The following is a 19484-nucleotide window of genomic DNA, read 5'->3' on the forward strand; positions in this document are numbered from 1 at the left end:
CCATCAATTGAGCGATCGGCAAATGCACGGAAATGAGGAAATGATGCAGCACATGTCGTTGAAAATGGGAAGCGATTGGCTGCTGCTCGACCGGGGCCAGAGCTCGGAGGTTTTCCATATTGGCGACGGAAAGGTCATCAAGATCTTCCATCCCGCTGTGTCCGATGAAATGATCGAGCGCGAAAGGGCGGCTGCCACGCTGGCCCATTCCCTGGGCCTCCCCACCGCCGCACCCCGCGCGCACGTCGAGGTGGATGACAAACGCGCCCTTATCTATCCAGAGATAGACGGCCCATCCGTCGCCAGAGCAATTCGCCAGAAACCCTTCTCGGCGGCCTCCCTCCTCCGGGACATGGCTCGCCTCTTCCATAAGATGCACGGTCGCTCGGCATCCGGACTGCGCACCGTGAAGTCCGTGCTTCAAACCGATATCGAATATGGCCCCGCGCCGGATCGGCTCAAGCGCGCTGCCACCGATTATCTCGCTCGCCTCCCGGATGGCAATCAGCTCCTCCACGGCGACTTCCACATCGACAATATTCTGGTCAATGATAAGGGGCTGGTCGTCCTCGACTGGGCGAAGGCCGCGATCGGCGCGCCCGCCGCCGATGCCGTCAGGAGCGAGATGCTGATGCGGTTCGGCGAAGGCCCTGCCGACCCCATCACCAACATCTGGCGCGACTGGGCCGCCCATCAGCTTGGCCGCGCCTATCAAAGGCAAAGCGGTGTCACGCCCGATCAGCTTTCCCGGTGGCGTCCCATCGTCGCGCTAGCATGGCTCCGCGCGCGCCCTCCCGTCCGCAATGCAGCTTTCACCCGCTATCTCAACAACGCCCTACGTGGCGCCGGACTTCCTGTCCTCAACTCACCCGCGCAAGATTGATGTGCCGCACTGGTCCATCCGAACTGCGCTCCCCCTGCTGCCTTTCGTCGCAAAGCCGCTCCACGGCATTGTTCACCAGCATATCGAGGCCCTGATCGCTTAGCAGGCCGCCCCGGATCAGGCATCGGTCGATCAGCACCCGGCGAAATGCCGCATAGAGAGTCTGGTCCGGCGCTCCCGGATCGAGCCAGAACTCGTCCAGCGTTCCCCTATAAACGACGCCGGGCACCTTGTAGACAGCATGTCCCAGCACCAGCACTGGCTTACCCTTGTTCAGCGCCAACGTACCCACCGTGCTGTTGACCGTCACCACGCCAAGCGACCGGCCCACCACCTGCGCGATGTCGAGGTCCGCCAGATAATAGACGCGAGCCGCCACCCCATATCGGGCCGCGAGCCGCCGCGTCAGCCGCTCCCAGGCGACCAATCCCGAATCCAGCGGATGCCGCTTCACCAACAGGTTAGTGCCCTCGGGTGCATATCGCGCAAAGCTCTTGATCACGAACCGCAAGGCCGCGCGCATATTGCCAAACGGCGAATGGACGCGAATTTGATAGTCCGAATCCAGCTGCAACGGCAGGGCGAAATAGGGCTTTTCCTTAATCTCGTCCCACTGGGTACGCGACAAACGCACATCCCGCTTTCGCAGCATCAGCTTCTTGAACCAGCCCGCCGCCTCCAGCAGGAAGCTTTGCGGCCGGTGCGTCCGGTAAAAGGGAAAGATCGGCCACATCATCGCCGACGCCAACCCATTACGCGTCGTGTTGACCGCGCGCCTGCGGAAGGTCGAAGGAATTTGAGGCTCCCGCCCGCCCTCGGGCGGCAAGCCGAGCGCCTGATCCAGATACCATTGCGGGTCGAGCGGCAGGGTCGAATTGCCGTTCACCCCGTCCTCTTGCAACGTCATGAAATCCGGCCGGATATAACCTTCCTCCAGTACATGGACGCGCAAGCCGCGCAGCCGCGCCATCTTGTGCGCCGACGCATGATAGGGGCGGCAATCGCCATAGAGGATCAGATCGGTTATGCCATGCTGGACGATGAAATCGTCGAAGAAGAGCGGCCAGTTGCGGAAGGACCCGCGATAATCGGTCGCCTCCCCCGGCCAATCGACCTTATCCCCGCCATTGATGTTGATCCGCAGCGCGCCATACCCCCGCGCCCGCAGCGCGTCCGCCAGCATCGCGAAAAAGGGGCCATGCGGTCCCTGAAGAAAAAGGAAGGTCTTGGCGTGGCCGTCAGCCATATAGATGCTCGGCAGACAAAGTCATAAATCTTCTAATTTTCCCCTGTAGCGTCCGCATTCGGATCAGCCATGAAGTTGATGACGTCGATCCACTACTCAAACGCTCTACCATGATTTCGGGGCCGCAAGGCAGACATGTTACCGGGTCCAGGTAACGTGGATAGAGAATGAGGGCGGCTGCCACAAGCTGGTCGATCGTCAGCTTGCGCCCCCGCCGCACATTGGGCTCGGCAAGGTCGCGGGTCAGCCCCCATCCCGCATAAAATGGCATGCCATGCACCGTGACGGGCCGGTCGCGCAGCAGCGCCTCGAACCCGGTGAGCGACGACAGCACATGCACGTCATCCACCGCCTGCACCAGCGCCATTAGCGGCGCGCCGCTATCGAGCGCATCGGCATGCTCATGCACCACGGCATCGCTCAAATGCCCGCGCCGCAGCCCGGCCTGCACATCGGGATGGGGCCGGTAGATGATATAGGCATCCGGCTCGGCCCGCCGCGCTCGCTTCAGCAGACCCAGATTGCCCTCGACCCCAGCGCCGCCGAGCTGCACCGACAGGTCATCCTCCACCTGCCCGACGACCAATACCGTGCGCTTGGCGCTGGGGAGGCTCGGCATCTGCCCCCCATCCTGTCCATATTTGGTGACGCCAGACGCCCGGATCATCGCACGGAGCCGACCGGCGCGCTCCACTAGCGCCGGTGAAAAAGCATGTGTTGCAAGCAACGTCTCAAGATCGCTCGGCCCGCCCGCATCATAATAGATGCCCGACCGGTCGATGACGACCGACCCGGGCGGCGTCAGCGCGGCCCCCAGCCCCTTCGACCGCAAGAAGCCATCCTCCACCCGCGCAACCGCAATGTCCGGCGCATCCGCCTGCAAGGACGATGGCACCCGCGATGGCCACACCGCCAACGCCCCACCCTCGCGCCTTACCCGCCGCATCCCGGCGCGCGGGGAAAGGAAGGGCGGCGAACGCACCCCATCCCATAGGAACCGCCGCATCGCTTCGCGCTTCCAAAAGGCCATGCCGCTAGCTGCGGCGATATGCCGGTTGCCTTGCAGATGGCGGCCCCACTCCGCCAGTTGCGCGACGGCTTGCTCGACACCCACCGTCTCGCCGCTGAAACAATCCCGGTAAGTGGCCGCCGCGACCGCGCGCTTTGCCGCCATCCGAAGCCGCTCCGGCGCGATCACTTCCCCATCAGGGCCACGCACAGCAACGCCCAGCATCCCCGCAATGATCGCCAGCTCATCGTCGGCCGCCGCGTGGACGGAGCGCGCCTGCGCCACCAGTACCCAAGGATCATATTGTTTGCCGGAAGGCCGCGCAGGCAGAATGACGATCTCATCGCGCTGCAAGCCCTCGCGTGGGAAACGGCACCCTGCTCGCGCCACCAGCTTCACGTCCTCGCGCTGGCGACCCCAAAAGGCCCCTCCAACCCGCGCCGCCGTGATCTGGTCGATAAAGCTGTCTGGAACCTCGTCCGGTTCACCGCCCCGACCATGCAGAACACTCACCGCCGCCACGCGCGGAGCAATTCCGGGAAAGGGCGGCGATCGCAGGAAGGGCAGCGGCGTCACTTCGTCAAATCCCGTCCGCACCCGGCAGAAAAGCAATTGTCCACAAAACTTTCATGCGCACCCCCGGCAGGGACGTCAAGCGGGCGTGGAAGCCGTCACATCGTCCAGCAATTGCATGATGATGTCGAAATAGTCTCGCCACTGCGGCGCGCGCCACGCCTTGATACGCGCCATCTGCGCCTCGCGCTCGGGCGCATCCGGCAGCGCATAGGCCTCGATCAACCGCATCCAGCCTAGCCCGTCCAGCGGGTCGAGATAATCCGGCGCCTCTCCCCCGACCTCCCGATGTGCGACGATGTCGCTGCATATCACCGGCACACCCACCGAAAGCGCCTCGATCACCGGAATGCCGAACCCTTCCTCGAACGAAGGCATCAGCATCGCCCGCGCGCCCGCTACCAGCGCATGCATTTCCGTGTCCGGCACGCTGCCCGCTTCGATGACATGGCCGCGCAGGATTGCCGCCCGCTCCAGCATGTCGATGACATTCTCATTTTCCCAGCCACGGCGGCCGATCAGCACCAGCACCGGAGCCCGATCACCCAACCGCTCCACCAGACGCCGCCACAAATTGAGCAGCAACAGGTGGTTCTTTCGTGGCTCGATGGTCGAGATGTAAACGAAATAGGGCCGCGACGGCACCTTATGGCTGTCGCCCCCAAAAATATCGGGCGGGTCAGAGCCGAAATGGGCGACGCACAGGCTGCGTCCTTCCAGGCTCCGCGTCATGAAGGGGCCAAGCGCATCGATCGTCGCCTGGCTGTTGCCGATGATGCCATCGGCATAGCGATCGATCGTGCGAATCCGCCGCCGATGTTCCTCCGCCCCCTGCGGCCGTGCGAACTCCGGATGAGTGAGCGGGATCACATCATGCACCAACGTCACGAAACGCGCGCCTTCCGCCCGCAGGATCGCGCCAACCTGATCCGGGTCGTCCAGATGGTGGGGCGATACTTGCAGATAGACGCGCGGGCTGCGGGCGCGGGGCACAGGACGCGGACGCAGCGCGATCAGGTGCCGGATCACCGCCGCCCGGCTCGCCGCCTCATCCTTGGCGCTGCTATTGCGCCAGCGCGCCGCCGTGAACGCCAGAAACTGCCGCACCGCCGCACTGTTCAGCCGACCATAATAGCCGCCCGCCGGATGCACGGCGGCAAAGGCCAGCCGATCCGGAATTCGCTCCAGCAATTCACGCGCATAGACATATTCGACCCGGTCGATGCCCGTCGGCGCTGCATGGAAGCTGCGCGACAATAGCCGCGAAATGTCGAGGATGATCTCCGCCTTGCCATCAGCCGCCGCGACATAGCTTCTTGCTGGTTTCGATCGCAGCGCCAGCCGGGCGCCGGGCGCCTTGAACGGTTTCAGCGCCATGTCAGCGCGTCTCCACAGGCTTGGTCATGAAATTGGCGCGCGGCTCAGAATGCGCCACGTATCTCTTCCGCCAGCGCTTCAAGGGCAGCGGGATCAGCGAAATTGCCTTGGGCATGGGCGGAAAAGCCCATCGGCCCGCCCTGCCAGCGCGGCACGATATGGAAATGCAGGTGAAACACGGTCTGCCCGGCAGGCGCGCCGTTGAACTGGGCGACATGGATGCCGTCGGGATCGAGCGCCCTGGCCGTCGCCTTGGCAACTTTCCTCACCGTCGCCATCACCTGCGCCAGTGCATCCTCCTCGATCTCAAGGATGTTGCGCGCCTTCGACCATTTGGAAATGACCAGGCTGTGCCCCTTCGACTGCGGCTGGATGTCCAGGAAGGCATAAGTATGCGCATCCTCATACAGCTTGGTCGAAGGGATCTTGCCCTGAAGGATCAGTGCAAAGACATTGCCTTCGTCATAGGTGCCCTCAAGGCTCATGCCACCAATCCTCAGCTCAGATAATGAGCCGTGGTCTTAGCGGCGACTTCCTCCGCCGTCACGCCCGGCGCGAGTTCGACGAGCTTGAACGGGCTGTCATGGTCGGGCCGCTGGAATACGCACAGGTCCGTCACGATCATATCGACCACATTCTTGCCGGTCAGCGGCAGAGTGCAGGCCGGAATGAATTTGGGGCTGCCGTCCTTGGACGTATGTTCCATGACGACGATGATCTTCTTGACGCCCGCGACCAAATCCATCGCGCCGCCCATGCCCTTGATCATCTTGCCGGGGATCATCCAGTTGGCAATGTCGCCATTTTCCGCGACCTCCATGGCGCCCAGCACGGTAAGGTCGATATGCCCGCCCCGGATCATCGCAAAGCTGTCGGCGCTGGAGAAATAGACCGTATTCGGCAGTTCGCTGATCGTCTGCTTGCCTGCGTTGATCAGGTCCGCATCCTCTTCGCCCTCATAGGGAAAGGGGCCGATGCCCAACATGCCGTTTTCCGATTGGAGTGTCACTTCCACGCCCGGCGGAATATGATTCGCCACCAGCGTCGGAATGCCGATGCCAAGATTGACGTAGAAACCGTCCTTGAGCTCCTTCGCCGCCCGCGCGGCCATCTCGTCACGAGTCCAAGGCATCAGGCGGTCTCCCTCTGGCGAACGGTGCGGAATTCGATCTTCTTGTCGTAGGGCGCGCCGACGATCATGCGCTTCACATAAATGCCGGGCAGATGGATGCTGTCGGGGTCGAGGCTGCCAACCGGCACCACTTCCTCCACTTCGGCGACGCAAATCCTGGCGGCGGTCGCCATCGGCGCATTGAAGTTGCGCGATGTCTTGCGGAAAATCAGGTTGCCGCTCTCGTCCGCCTTCCAGCCCTTGATGATGGCGACATCGGCAAAGATCCCGCGTTCCAGGATATAATCCTGCCCGTCGAAATTCTTCACTTCCTTGCCCTCGGCAACCGCCGTGCCGACGCCCGTCTTGGTGTAGAAGCCCGGAATGCCAGCGCCGCCAGCGCGGCAGCGCTCCGCCAGCGTGCCCTGGGGGCAGAACTCCACCTCCAGTTCCCCTGCCAGATATTGCCGCTCGAACTCCTTGTTCTCGCCGACATAGGAGGAAATCATCTTCTTGACCTGCCGGGTGCGCAGCAGCTTGCCGAGCCCCTCACCGTCGATCCCGGCGTTGTTGGAGGCGATGGTGAGGTCCTTGACCTCCGAATCACGGATCGCGTCGATCAGACGCTCGGGAATTCCGCAAAGTCCAAAGCCGCCTGCACAAAGATGCATGCCATCGAAGAGAAGGCCCTCCAACGCAGACGCAGCATCGGGGTATAGCTTCTTGACCATCGCTTTTCCTCCTCCTGAATGCGTTTGGCCCATAGGAGGAAGCGGGCAGCCGGTCAATTTGCTGCAATGGCGAAAGTAGCGATCCAGTGTTCCTGCGAAGAGTGTTCCTGCGAAGGCAGGAACCCAGTCCTGCCCTTCGCCTCATCATCGCGACGCCTAAACTGGGCTCCTGCCTGCGCAGGAGCAGGTTGCCCGTTAAATCAACCCAGCCAACGGACTCGAAGGATCGGCATACATCCGCTTCCCCATCCGCCCAGCGCGATAAGCCATGCGCCCGGCATCAACCCCCGCCTTCATCGCCGCCGCCATCAGCACCGGGTCCTTCGCTTCGGCAATAGCGGTGTTCATCAGCACGCCGGTACAGCCAAGCTCCATCGCCTCTGCCGCTTCCGACGCCGTGCCGACACCCGCATCGACCAGCACCGGCAGCTTCGTGCCCTCCACGATCAGGCGGATCGTCACCCGGTTCTGGATGCCCAGCCCCGACCCGATCGGCGCGCCCAGCGGCATGATCGCCACCGCGCCCGCATCCTCCAGCCGCTTGGCCGCGATCGGATCATCCACGCAATAGACCATCGGCTTGAAGCCTTCCTTGGCCAGCACCTCGGTCGCGCGCAGCGTCTCCACCATATCGGGATAGAGCGTCCGCGCCTCGCCTAGCACCTCCAGCTTTACGAGGTCCCATCCGCCCGCCTCGCGCGCCAGCCGCAGCGTGCGGATCGCCTCCTCGCCCGTATAGCAACCCGCCGTATTGGGCAGATAGGTGATCTTCTTCGGGTCGATGAAGTCGGTCAGCATCGGCGCATGGGGGTCCGACACATTGACGCGCCGCACCGCCACCGTGACGATCTCCGCCCCGGAAGCCACGACTGCCGCCGCATTCTGCTCGAAATTCTTGTATTTGCCGGTGCCCACGATCAGCCGCGAGCGGAAAGTCTTGCCCGCCACAGTCCAGCTGTCGTCATCGACAGCGGACACATCACCACCGCCGACAAAGTGCACGATCTCCAGCTCATCGCCATCCTCGACGCACACCTGCGCCAGCGTGGAACGTGGCACAACCTCCAGATTACGCTCGACCGCGACCTTCTCCGGCACGAAGCCCAGCTCGCTCGCCAGCTCCGCCAGCGTCATGCCCGCACGGATGCGGCGATGCTCTCCATTGATGTTGACCGATACGGTTCCGTCGACGTGCAATGCTCTATCCTGTCTTCAATCGAAAGAACGTGTCTCGACTTGGCGCGACACGAAAGGCTAAGGATCTTGGGCAGCATATAGGGGCCGCGACGCCCCTGCCGCAACATGCTAAGGGGGATTGCCATGGCCGATGCGCGGAAAATCTACGTCTTGAACGGCCCCAACCTCAACATGCTGGGCACGCGGGAGCCGGAAATCTACGGTTTCGACACGCTCGACGACATTGCCGAGAGGATGGAGGATGCGGCCACCCGCGCCCATGTCGAAATCGACTTCCGCCAGTCCAATCATGAAGGACACCTGATCGACTGGCTTCAGGAAGCGCATGAGGAAGGCGCACATGCCGTGATCCTCAATCCCGCTGGCCTCACCCACACGTCCGTCGCCTTGCACGACGCGATAAAGGGCATCAACGTGCCGGTCATAGAGGTGCACCTGTCCAACCCGCACAAACGCGAACCCTTCCGCCACAAAAGCTATGTCGGCATGGCGGCCAAGGGAACGATCGCGGGTTTCGGCGCTATGTCCTACATGCTGGCGCTGGAAGCCGCGCTCGAACTGTAACACGTCGCTCAAAAGTTGCGCTTCAGCCCAAATGCGCATAGGCGCGGGCATCGCATAAGACATTTTACCGTCCAGGGACTTCAAATGAACGACAAGGCTGAAAAGGGCGCAATGCAGGTCGATGTACAGCTGGTGCGGGATCTCGCCGCGCTGCTCGACGACACCAACCTGACGGAAATCGAGGTGGAAGACGGCGATCGCAAGATCCGCGTCGCGCGCAAGGCGGCCAACGCTGCCGTCGCCTATGCGCCCGCTCCTATGGCAGCCCCGGCGGCTGCCGCGCCGGTGGCCGCGCCCGCAGCGGCCCCTGCCGAAGCTGCAACTGCCGTTGCCGCCAACGCCGTCCGCTCGCCCATCGTGGGCACCGCCTATCTTTCGGCAGAGCCCGGCGCGGCACCCTTCGCCGCGGTCGGATCGAGCGTGAAGGCAGGCGACACCGTGCTGATCGTCGAAGCGATGAAGGTCATGAACGCCATCACCGCGCCCAACGCGGGCACGGTCAAGGCCGTGCTGGTCGATAACGGCCAGCCGGTCGAATATGACCAGCCGCTGATCGTCATCGAATAAGGCCGCGCGACACATGGCCATCGAAAAGCTGCTGATCGCGAACCGGGGCGAAATCGCGCTCCGCATCCACCGCGCCTGTCATGAAATGGGTATCAAGACGGTGGCGGTCCACTCCACCGCCGACGCCGATGCCATGCATGTGCGCCTCGCCGACGAAGCGATCTGCATCGGCCCGCCTGCGGCAAAGGACAGCTATCTGAACGTCGCCGCGATCATCTCCGCTGCTGAAATCTCCGGTGCGGATGCTATCCATCCGGGCTATGGCTTCCTATCGGAAAACGCCCAGTTCGCGGAAATCGTGGAAGCGCATGGCTTGGCCTTCGTCGGCCCCAAGCCTGAACATATCCGCATCATGGGCGACAAGGTCGAGGCGAAACGCACGGCAGGCGCGCTCGGCCTGCCACTGGTCCCCGGCTCCGACGGCGCACTGTCCAGCGTCGAGGAAGCGAAGGAAGTGGCCGCAAAGATCGGCTACCCCGTCCTCATCAAGGCGGCATCGGGCGGGGGCGGACGCGGCATGAAGGTCGTGCCGAGCGAAGACCTGCTCGAAACCTCGATGAAGCAGGCGGGCAGCGAAGCCAAGGCCGCCTTCGGCGACGACACCGTCTACATGGAAAAATATCTGGGCAACCCCCGGCATATCGAATTCCAGGTTTTCGGCGACGGCAACGGCAACGCGATCCATCTGGGCGAACGCGACTGCTCGCTCCAGCGCCGCCACCAGAAGGTGCTGGAGGAAGCCCCCTCCCCCGTCCTCTCCGCCGCCGAGCGCGACCGGATGGGCGAAGTCGTGCGCAAGGCAATGGCCGACATGGGCTATCGCGGCGCGGGCACGATCGAGTTCCTGTGGGAAGATGGCGAATTCTACTTCATCGAGATGAACACCCGCCTCCAGGTGGAACATCCGGTGACGGAGATGATCACCGGCCTCGATCTCGTCCGCGAACAAATCCGCGTCGCAGAGGGCAAGCCGCTCTCCGTTGAGCAAGCGGACATCGAATTCCACGGCCACGCCATCGAATGCCGCATCAACGCCGAAGACCCACGCACCTTCGCGCCGTCACCCGGCACCGTCACCAGCTATCACGTCCCCGGCGGCATGCACGTCCGTGTCGATAGCGGCCTGTATCAGGGTTATCGGGTGCCGCCTTATTACGACAGCATGATCGGCAAGCTGATCGTCTACGGCCGCACCCGCGAAGGCTGCATCATGCGCCTGAAGCGCGCGCTGGAGGAATATGTGATCGAGGGCATGAATACCACGATCCCGCTCCACCAGAAGCTGCTGAAGGACCCGGAATTCCTGAACGGCGACTACACGATCAAGTGGCTGGAAGAGTGGTTGGCGAAGGACGAGCAAGCGTGACGAAGGCCACCATCTGGCACAACCCCCGCTGCTCGAAATCGCGCGCCGCGCTCGCGATACTCGAGGGCGCGCCGGGGGTTGAGGTCGAGGTCGTCGAATATCTGAAAACCCCACCCAGCCGCGCTGAGATCGAAACGGTGCTGACCAAGGCGGGCGTCCGTCCTTCCGAAGCGGTTCGCAAGGGTGAGGCGATAGTCAAGGAACTCGGCCTCGACGTGACGGACGAAAGGGCGGTCCTCGACGCGATGGCCGCGCACCCGATCCTGATCGAACGCGCCATCGTGATCACGACCAAGGGCGCAGTAATCGCCCGACCACCCGAACGGGCGAGCGAAGTCCTTTAATCAGCCTCCATGCACTTCGTCACCCCGGGCTTGACCCGGGGTCCCGCTTCTTCCACTTCCAAATGATGGAACGCGAACGAAAAGGCGGCTGGGTCTGTATCATGTCCGACCGCTATCGCGGCACGATCTATGTCGGCGTCACCTCGGACCTTGCCTCACGCATCCACCAGCACCGAACCGGCACCGGCTCCGACTTCTGCGCGCGCTACGGCCTGAACCGCTTGGTCTGGGCCGAATCCGGCGACGACATCATAAGCTGCATCGAGCAGGAAAAGCGCCTCAAACGCTGGCACCGCGAGTGGAAGTTCGAACTGATCGAACGCGCCAATCCCGATTGGCAGGATATGTTCGACTTGCTGGTGTGAAGGGCTGCGTGGGGTGGATAGCGGACTTCCAATGGGGCACCGTATAGCAGTGAGAAAAGTTACCCTTTTTGCCGCTGTGATCCTTCTAGGTTCAACACCAAGCATTGCTGTCGATGCTACCCCTCGCACCGTGTTGGACTATGGCTGTAGCGATCTTGTGGTTCTTGGGCGCGTCAAATCGCTTGATGAACAAACGCTGTCCATCGAAAGCGACATGCTTGGCCGGAGCCGCTTTTTCTCCAGTGTTATTATCAAGCGTGTTCTCTACGGACGCGAGACTAGGCAAGAAGTGCTCGCCACCGGCATTTCCCATGGTCGAATGCGCGAAGACCGTGATTTCTTACTCGTACTTTCTCCACAATCGGAAGACGGCTACGTAATTCGTAGCGGGGCCATTTTGGACAGGCGTAATAGGCCAACGCCCGCCAAGCATTGTTTCTGAGCGACAACTATTGGTCGTTATCCACCCTCCCTTCGTCATGCCGGCCTTGAGTCGGCATCCCGCTTTCTTTTATCGAAAAGCTAAGCGGGACCCCGGATCAAGTCCGGGGTGACGAGATGGGGGATGCCTCAATAATCGCCAATAGTTATGCGTGACCCAACCGCCACAGCCCGTTCCCAAAAACATCCTATTTCTCCACCAGAGCCCGATTTTATCCTGTCCTATTCCGCACCAACGGGCCTATCCCGCCCCCCTCTTTGAAAAGTCCGACACAATCCGCCCTGCGCCTACGCGCGCTCAGGCACGCGCGCGCATACACTGTGAACTTCGGGCTAAAAATGGCCGATTTCTGCCCTTTCCACCGCCCCCTCCCCGCCTCGCCCCCAAAACCCGCTTCCAACACCGACAACCCCACTGGAGCCCCCCGCTCTAACCCGCTATCCCCTGCGCCCATGGCCCAGAATCATCTCTATCTCGTCGACGGCAGCGGCTACATCTTCCGCGCCTATCATCAGCTTCCGCCGCTCACGAACAAGCATGGCCAGCCCGTCGGCGCGGTCTATGGCTACACCACCATGCTCTGGAAACTGGCCGAGGAACTGGGCAAGGCAGAAGGCCCCACCCATCTCGCGGTGGTGCTGGACAAGGGCAGCCACACCTTCCGCAACGACATGTACGACCAGTATAAGGCGAACCGCCCGCCCGCGCCGGAGGATCTGGTCCCGCAATTCCCGATGATCCGCGACGCGACCCGCGCCTTCTCCCTCCCTTGCATCGAGGAAGCGGGTTTCGAGGCCGACGACATCATCGCCAGCTATACGAAAGCCGCCGTCGCGCAAGGGTGGCACGTCACCATCGTCAGCTCCGACAAGGACCTGATGCAGCTCATCCAGCCCGGCGTCGACATGTACGACACGATGAAGAATGAGCGGCGCGGCGCCGACTATGTCATGACCAAGTTCGGCGTCCAGCCCGAACAACTGGGCGACGTCCTGGCGCTGATGGGCGACAGCGTCGATAATGTCCCCGGCATCCCCGGCATCGGCCCAAAGACCGCAGCGAAACTCATCAGCGAATATGGCAGCCTGGAAGCGGCACTGGACGCCGCGCCTTCGATGAAGAAGTCGAAGATGCAGGAAAACCTCATCGCCCACGCCGACATGGCGCGGCTGTCGCGCCGCCTCGTCGCGCTGCACGATGCGATGGACCTGCCCGAACCGCTGGACGAGCTGACGCTCAAGGGCATCCCGCCCGAGCCGCTTCAGAATTTCCTGGAGCATCACGGCTTCAAGTCGCTCCTGACCCGCCTGGGCGCGCCCGCCGCTGCCGTTGCGGTTGCGACCGCCGCGCTCGCCGTCACGGAAAGCACGCCCCCGTCCGCTCCACTCCTCGAAGAAGAGCCGCCGATCGACCGCAGCCTCTATGAAACAGTGGTGACGGAAGATGCGCTCGATCGCTGGATCGCCGCCGCCCATGCCGAAGGTTTCGTCGCCGTCGATACCGAAACGGACATGCTCGACTGCGTATCCTGCGCGCTCGTCGGGGTGAGCCTGGCCGTAGGACCGAACGCGGCCTGCTACATTCCGGTCGGTCATGGCGGGAAGGACATGTTCGCGGAGAAACCCGAACAGCTTGCCAAGGACCTCGTCCTTGCGAAGCTCAAGCCGCTGCTGGAGGACGACAGCGTCCTCAAGATCGGTCAGAACCTCAAATATGACCTGACTGTCATGCGCCGCCACGGCATCGAAATCGCGCCCTATGACGACACCATCGTCATGAGCTTCGACCTCGACGCCGGGCAAAGCCTCGCAGGTCACGGCATGGACGAAGCGGCCAAGGTCCACCTCAATCACATCTGCATCAGCTTCAAGGACGTGTGCGGCACCGGCAAGAGCCAGATCAGCTTCGCCGAAGTCCCGCTCGACAAGGCAACCGAATATGCCGCCGAGGATGCCGACGTCACGCTGCGCCTGTGGAAAATCTATAAAAACCGCATAGCCAATGAAGGCGCGACCCGCGTCTATGAACTGGTCGACCGCCCGCTCGTCTCCGTCATCGCTAAGATGGAGCATGAAGGCATCAAGGTCGATCGCGAAGCCCTCTCCCGGCTATCCGCGGAATTTACGGCAGGCATCGCCGCGCTGGAAACGGAAATCCATGGTTTGGCAGGCCAGCCCTTCGCCATCGGCTCGACCCAGCAACTGGGCGCGATCCTGTTCGACAAAATGGGCTACAAAGGGGGCAAGAAAGGCAAGTCGGGCGCCTATTCCACCGACGTCACCATCCTCGAACAGCTCAAAGTCCAAGGCGCCGAGATCGCTGGAAAAATCCTCGACTGGCGCCAGCTTTCGAAGCTCAAATCCACCTATACCGACGCGCTACAGGCCCAAATCAACCGGGACAGCAGCCGGGTCCACACCAGCTATTCTCTGTCGGGCGCACAGACCGGCCGCCTCTCCTCGACTGACCCCAATCTCCAGAACATCCCGATCCGCACCGAAGTAGGCCGCCAGATCCGCCACGCCTTCGTGGCCGAACCCGGCAATGTTATCCTCGCCGCCGACTATAGCCAGATCGAACTCCGCCTCGCCGCTCATATCGCGGACGTACCCGCCCTGCGCGAAGCCTTCCTGGCAGGCGAGGACATCCACGCCGCGACCGCCCAGCAGCTGTTCGGAGAGGTCAACCGCGACACTCGCGGCCGGGCCAAGACGATCAACTTTGCCATTCTCTACGGCATTTCCCGCTGGGGCCTCGCCGGTCGGCTGGAAATCACCGCCGACGAAGCGCAGGACATGATCAGCCGCTATTATGAGCGCTTCCCCGGCATCAGCCTCTACATCACCGAAACCCTCGAAAAGGCGCGCGCGCACGGCTATACCGAGACGCTCTTCGGCCGCAAAACCTGGTTCCCGCGCATCAAGGCACCGATTCAGCACGAACGCCAGGGCGCCGAACGCGCCGCCATCAACGCCCCCATCCAGGGCACCAGTGCCGACATCATCAAGCGCGCCATGGCCCGCATGGGACCTGCGCTGGCGGCGCAAGGGCTGCACAATGTGAAGATGCTGCTCCAGGTCCATGACGAACTGGTCTTCGAACTGCCGGAAGCGGACGTGGAACAGGCCAGCACCGTTATCCGCCACGTGATGGAGACTGCCGCCGAACCGATCGTGAAGCTCAGCGTACCGCTAGGCGTTGAAATCGGTCACGGCCCAAGCTGGGGAGCGGCACATTGAAGGTTTCAACTCAACCCAAAACCATCATCCCAGCGGAGGCCGGAATCTCAAGCGATGGGACACGGCATAGCCTCATGCGATCCCAGCTTCCGCTGGGATGACGGTCTGGGTCCGCATCAATTCCGTGCGTATCGGTCCTCATACCGCACGATGTCATCTTCACCCACATAGGACCCGGTCTGCACCTCGATAAACACCATCGGAATGCGGCCCGGATTTTCGATCCGGTGAACCGCGCCTACCGGCACATAGACGGACTGATTCTCCGACAACAGCTGGACATCCTCGCCCACCGTCACCTTGGCCGTGCCCTCGACGACGATCCAATGTTCCGACCGGTGAAAATGGCTCTGCAAGCTAAGCGATGCGCCGGGTAACACGGTGATGCGCTTAACCTGGAAGCGCGATCCCACGACCAGGCTCTCATACCAGCCCCAAGGCCGGTGATCTTTCGGGAAAGCCTCCGCCTGCGGCGCGCCCTTACGCTGCAACGCTTCGACGACCAGCTTCACATCCTGCGTGCGCGATTTGTCGGCGATCAGCACCGCATCATTCATCGCTACCGCAACGATATTGTCGAGACCGAGCCCGACCAACTCCAATCCCTCGCTCTCCGACCGCAGCAATGTGTCGCGGCAATCCAGCGCCGTCGCCGCGCCCGACAGAGCCACGCCATTTTCATCCGGCTGCGAATGGCTCCACACAGCATCCCAACCACCCAGATCAGACCATTCCGCGTCGAACGGCACCACGGACAGATTGTCCGCCCGCTCCATGATCGCATAGTCGATGGCGACGCTTTCCGCCTGCGCCCACGGCTCCGCCGCCAACCGCAGGAAGCCCAGATCGCTCTCCGCCTGCTCAACGGCTCCGCGCACGGCCGACAGGATTGCAGGCGCATGATGCTCGAAAGCGGTGATCAGGTCCTGTGCGGCAAAGAGGAAGATGCCCGCATTCCACAGATAATCGCCGGTCGCCAGCATCTCTTCCGCCCGCGCCGCATTGGGCTTTTCAACGAAGCTGGCGAGCTTGATCGGCGCACCCGAACCATCCGGCTTGTTCTGTGCCTGAAGATAGCCATAGCCTGTTTCTGGGCGCGTCGGCTTGATCCCGAACGTCACGAGGTCACCACCCTGCGCCGCCCCCAGCCCCTTGCCCACCGCTGCATGAAACGCCGTCACATCAGGCACGACATGGTCGGAAGGCGCGACAAGCATGATCGCGTCAGGCTTGCGCGCCACCAGATGCAGCGCAGCGGCCAATATGGCCGGGGCGGTATTGCGACCTTCCGGTTCGATCAGGATCGCCTGCGGGTCGATATTCTCCTTCGCCAACTGCTCGGCTATGATGAAGCGGAACAACGAATTGGTGAGGACCAGCGGCCGGTCAAAGGAAAATCGCTCGTTCTTGCCGGAAAGGCGCCGCGCGACCGACTGGAACAATGTCGTCTCGCCCAGAAGCGGCACGAACTGCTTGGGATAGGATTTGCGCGACAGCGGCCAGAGCCGAGTACCCGACCCTCCCGCAAGAATGACGGGCGTGACCTCGGCATGAGGTGCATTGCTTGTCGACATGAAATCCTGGCCGTTAAGGTGAAGTTGGCCAAGCTCTAATGGATCAGCCGCCAGAGGCAAGCGCTTCAAAAAGGGACGGCACGATGGCCGTCCTAATCGAACAGCTCTTCAAGGAAGCTCTTCTTGCGCTTCTTTTGATGATATCGGCCCTCGTCGCGATAATCGCGATCCGGCCGGTAATGGACCTGCTGAGGCGCCGGGGTTGCGGCAGAGCCTGACCGCTCGATGATCTTGTCGAGTTCGCCCCGGTCCAGCCAAACGCCCCGGCATTGCGGGCAATAATCAATCTCCACCCCCTGCCGGTCCGTCATCGAAAGTCCGACATGACAGACCGGGCAAAGCATGGCCGACACGGCTTCGGGAGTGCGCATCATTATTATTCCCGTTCGCCGGTCAGGCTGAGCAGCATCTGGAACAGGTTCACGAAGTTCAGGTACAGCGACAGCGCGCCCATCACCTGCATCTTCTGCGCCACTTCATGGCCGACATAGGCGAAATATTCCGACTTGATCCGCTGCACGTCCCAGGCGGTCAGGCCAGTGAAGACCACCACGCCGATGATCGAAATCACCATCTGCATGGCAGAGGAGCCGATGAAGATGTTGATGAGGCTCGCGACCAATATGCCGATCAGACCCATGATCAGGAAAGAGCCCAACTTCGACAGGTCACGGCCGGTGGTATAACCCCACAGCGCCATGGCAAGGAACATCACCGCCGCCGAGAAGAAGGCCTGCGCGATGCTCGCCCCGGTGAAGACCAGGAAGATGCTGGCCAGCGACACGCCCATAACGGCGGAAAAGGCCCAGAAAGCCAACCTCGCGCCAGCCGTCGTCATTTTCTCGATGCGGAAGCTGAAGAAGAACACGAACGCCAGCGGCGCGAAGATCGCGACCCATTTGAGCGGCGTGTTGAAGATCGCGGCGGCCAGCGCGGGCGTATTGCCGATGAAGGCAGCGACCAGGCCAGTGATGACCAGGCCGATCCCCATATTACGGAAGACACCCAGCATGTGACTGCGCAGCCCGGCGTCGTGTTGCGCCGCCTGTGTCGTCCCATAATTGGGTGTACGAACGGGATTGTTCACGGCGTTAAAACTCCATCCTTCAACAACAAACATCATGTGGATCGAGTGGCCCGGCGCGGTCTTCGCGAGGCTAGAGGGGGGACAGCCCCACGAACCTGCACCGAGCGCACTCGATGCGGTCCGACATCACAGCTGGATCACTCCAACCGCCAGAGGGGCCCGGCCCGCACAAGCAATATCGGAACTAGAACACAGGAACGCAACCCGTCGGCCCGCCAGCAACAATTTGTTACAAGTCGACGCGACAGTTGACGGGTCAGTTGAACCGCCGCATGGCTTCGCTCCATGAGCGACCAGTTCACCCCTGCCGAGCAGCATGCCGACGCGCCCTTGCGCCTCTTCAACAGCCTGACCCGTACGGTCGAACCTTTCGCTCCGATCGACGCGAACCACGCGCGCGTCTACAGCTGCGGCCCTACCGTCTATAATTATGCCCATCTCGGCAATCTTCGCGCCTATGTCTTCACCGACACGCTGCGCCGCACGCTGCTGTGGAAGGGTTTGGATGTCACCCACATTATCAACATCACCGATGTCGGCCACCTGACCAGTGACGCCGACGCGGGCGACGACAAGATGGAGGCCGCCGCCCGCGCCCAGGCGAAAAGCATCTGGGACATAGCGGCCCACTATACGGATGCCTTCAAGCGGAACATCGCCGACCTCAACATCATGGCCCCCAGCGAATGGACCGTCGCGACCGACTATGTCCCGCAGATGATCGAGTTTGCTAAGAAGATCGCGCCAGCGCACTGCTACGAACTGGAAAGCGGCCTTTATTTCGATAGCAGCACCGTGCCCGACTATGGCGCGCTGGCCGGTGGCCGCGATGATGCCGCCCACGCCCGCATCGATCCGGTAGCGGGGAAGCGCAACCCGTCGGACTTCGCCATCTGGCGCAAGTCACCGCCGGGCGAACAGCGCCAGATGGAATGGGACAGCCCGTGGGGGAAGGGCGCCCCGGGATGGCACCTTGAATGTTCGGTGATGAGCGAAGCGCGCCTTGGTCATCCGTTCGACATTCACACCGGCGGCATCGACCATCGGGAAATCCACCATCCCAACGAGATCGCGCAGAATCAGGCTTATTGCGGCTGCACCGATGCGCAGCCCGGCTTCACCGGCGCGCGCTGGTGGATGCACAATAATTTCCTCGTTGATCGCCAGGGCAAGATGAGCAAGTCGAAAGGCGGCTTTACGACGCTTTTCTCGCTGATCGATGCGGGCGTGCATCCGCTCGCCTACCGATTGCTGTGTCTGGGCGCCCATTATCGCAGCGAATTGGAGTTCAGCGCGGAGAGCGTCGGCGCGGCCCTCACTCGCCTCAAGCGCCTGATCATGGCCGTGGAGGGGCTGAAAAGCCGCGCCGAAGGCGTAACCTGGCAGTCGCCCCGCCTCGATTACCTTCGCGCCAACCTTCACCCCAAGCTCGCGCCGCTGCTGGAGCAATTCGACGCCGCGATCAGCGACGACCTGATGACGCCGCGCGCGTTGCCGCTGCTCGAAGAGGCGATTGCCATCAAAAAGGTGCCGGTCGATGAGAAGCTGTGCCTGATCGCAGCGTTCGATCAGGCGTTGGGGCTCAACCTTCTTCAGCTGAGCCGCGCCGACCTTCGCATCATGCCCAAGGACGCGCAGATCACGTCCGAGGAGGTAGAGGCGGAACTCGACCGCCGCCAGAATGCCCGTGCGGAGAAGGATTTCGCCCTCTCCGACCAGATCAGGGATGCGCTCATCGAACGGGGCGTCGATGTCATGGACGGTGACCCGCTGCGCTGGGAATGGCGGCCAAGGCTAGGGTAAACCAGT

The 19484-nt window shown here is 62.3% G+C and carries 19 protein-coding genes; 9 read left to right on the plus strand and 10 right to left on the minus strand.

Annotation, left to right across the window (positions count from 1 at the left end; all coding sequences use genetic code 11):
• Window positions 1–22 precede the first annotated feature (22 nt).
• Window positions 23–883, plus strand: a complete 861-nt coding sequence (locus AC6JBC_RS11140) for a phosphotransferase family protein (protein ID WP_498024285.1) — start codon at window positions 23–25, stop codon at window positions 881–883.
• Here the strand turns inward: AC6JBC_RS11140 and AC6JBC_RS11145 are convergent.
• The 7 genes from AC6JBC_RS11145 to thiS form a co-directional block, all read right to left on the minus strand.
• Window positions 861–2129, minus strand: a complete 1269-nt coding sequence (locus AC6JBC_RS11145) for a capsule polysaccharide biogenesis protein (RefSeq protein ID WP_498024287.1) — start codon at window positions 2127–2129, stop codon at window positions 861–863. The genes AC6JBC_RS11140 and AC6JBC_RS11145 overlap by 23 nt on opposite strands.
• Window positions 2122–3714, minus strand: a complete 1593-nt coding sequence (locus AC6JBC_RS11150; protein ID WP_498024288.1) for a capsular polysaccharide export protein, LipB/KpsS family — start codon at window positions 3712–3714, stop codon at window positions 2122–2124. The genes AC6JBC_RS11145 and AC6JBC_RS11150 overlap by 8 nt, the downstream gene beginning before the upstream one ends.
• 75 nt (window positions 3715–3789) lie before the next feature.
• Window positions 3790–5088, minus strand: a complete 1299-nt coding sequence (locus tag AC6JBC_RS11155; RefSeq protein WP_498024289.1) for a glycosyltransferase family 4 protein — start codon at window positions 5086–5088, stop codon at window positions 3790–3792.
• Between the two features lie 44 nt (window positions 5089–5132).
• Window positions 5133–5573, minus strand: a complete 441-nt coding sequence (locus tag AC6JBC_RS11160; RefSeq protein ID WP_498024291.1) for an HIT family protein — start codon at window positions 5571–5573, stop codon at window positions 5133–5135.
• 11 nt (window positions 5574–5584) lie between these two features.
• Window positions 5585–6220, minus strand: coding sequence for a CoA transferase subunit B (locus tag AC6JBC_RS11165; RefSeq protein WP_498024292.1), 636 nt, complete (start codon window positions 6218–6220; stop codon window positions 5585–5587).
• On the minus strand, window positions 6220–6930 hold the full coding sequence (locus tag AC6JBC_RS11170) for a CoA transferase subunit A (protein ID WP_498024293.1): 711 nt from the start codon (window positions 6928–6930) through the stop codon (window positions 6220–6222). Before AC6JBC_RS11170 ends, AC6JBC_RS11165 begins: the two co-directional genes overlap by 1 nt.
• A 195-nt stretch (window positions 6931–7125) precedes the next feature.
• The gene (thiS, locus tag AC6JBC_RS11175) at window positions 7126–8127 is read right to left on the minus strand and encodes a sulfur carrier protein ThiS (protein WP_498024294.1); all 1002 of its coding nucleotides are present in this window, start codon (window positions 8125–8127) and stop codon (window positions 7126–7128) included.
• Between the two features lie 123 nt (window positions 8128–8250).
• Between thiS and aroQ the strand changes: the two genes are divergently transcribed.
• The 7 genes from aroQ (at window position 8251) to polA (ending at window position 15014) form a co-directional block, all read left to right on the plus strand.
• Window positions 8251–8691 carry a type II 3-dehydroquinate dehydratase gene (gene aroQ, locus AC6JBC_RS11180; protein WP_498024296.1) on the plus strand — a complete coding sequence of 147 codons (441 nt, stop codon included), beginning with the start codon at window positions 8251–8253 and terminating at the stop codon, window positions 8689–8691.
• A gap of 84 nt (window positions 8692–8775) precedes the next feature.
• Window positions 8776–9258, plus strand: a complete 483-nt coding sequence (accB, locus tag AC6JBC_RS11185; protein ID WP_498024297.1) for an acetyl-CoA carboxylase biotin carboxyl carrier protein — start codon at window positions 8776–8778, stop codon at window positions 9256–9258.
• A 13-nt stretch (window positions 9259–9271) separates the two neighbouring features.
• Window positions 9272–10624, plus strand: a complete 1353-nt coding sequence (gene accC, locus AC6JBC_RS11190; RefSeq protein WP_498024298.1) for an acetyl-CoA carboxylase biotin carboxylase subunit — start codon at window positions 9272–9274, stop codon at window positions 10622–10624.
• Window positions 10621–10968, plus strand: a complete 348-nt coding sequence (gene arsC, locus AC6JBC_RS11195) for an arsenate reductase (glutaredoxin) (protein ID WP_498024299.1) — start codon at window positions 10621–10623, stop codon at window positions 10966–10968. The genes accC and arsC overlap by 4 nt, the downstream gene beginning before the upstream one ends.
• A gap of 65 nt (window positions 10969–11033) precedes the next feature.
• Entirely contained in the window at window positions 11034–11333 is a 300-nt protein-coding gene (locus AC6JBC_RS11200; RefSeq protein ID WP_498026056.1) for a GIY-YIG nuclease family protein, read from the plus strand.
• 49 nt (window positions 11334–11382) lie between these two features.
• A complete protein-coding gene (locus AC6JBC_RS11205; RefSeq protein ID WP_498024301.1) occupies window positions 11383–11775 on the plus strand; it encodes a hypothetical protein in 393 nt (130 codons plus the stop codon).
• A 452-nt stretch (window positions 11776–12227) separates the two neighbouring features.
• Window positions 12228–15014 (plus strand): DNA polymerase I, encoded by a 2787-nt coding sequence (gene polA, locus AC6JBC_RS11210; RefSeq protein WP_498024302.1) that lies wholly within the window; start codon window positions 12228–12230, stop codon window positions 15012–15014.
• 116 nt (window positions 15015–15130) lie between these two features.
• Here the strand turns inward: polA and AC6JBC_RS11215 are convergent, their stop codons facing one another.
• From AC6JBC_RS11215 to AC6JBC_RS11225, 3 genes are all read right to left on the minus strand, one after another.
• The gene (locus AC6JBC_RS11215) at window positions 15131–16588 is read right to left on the minus strand and encodes a mannose-1-phosphate guanylyltransferase/mannose-6-phosphate isomerase (protein ID WP_498024304.1); all 1458 of its coding nucleotides are present in this window, start codon (window positions 16586–16588) and stop codon (window positions 15131–15133) included.
• 92 nt (window positions 16589–16680) lie between these two features.
• Window positions 16681–16959: a TFIIB-type zinc ribbon-containing protein gene (locus AC6JBC_RS11220; RefSeq protein ID WP_498026057.1), complete on the minus strand. Its 279-nt coding sequence runs from the start codon at window positions 16957–16959 to the stop codon at window positions 16681–16683.
• A gap of 5 nt (window positions 16960–16964) precedes the next feature.
• On the minus strand, window positions 16965–17675 hold the full coding sequence (locus tag AC6JBC_RS11225; protein WP_498024305.1) for a Bax inhibitor-1/YccA family protein: 711 nt from the start codon (window positions 17673–17675) through the stop codon (window positions 16965–16967).
• 285 nt (window positions 17676–17960) lie between these two features.
• On the opposite strand from AC6JBC_RS11225, the gene cysS reads away from it, so the two are divergent.
• A complete protein-coding gene (cysS, locus tag AC6JBC_RS11230; protein ID WP_498024307.1) occupies window positions 17961–19478 on the plus strand; it encodes a cysteine--tRNA ligase in 1518 nt (505 codons plus the stop codon).
• Window positions 19479–19484: the final 6 nt, after the last annotated feature.

It is taken from the genome of Sphingobium sp. RC1 (assembly GCF_059738765.1).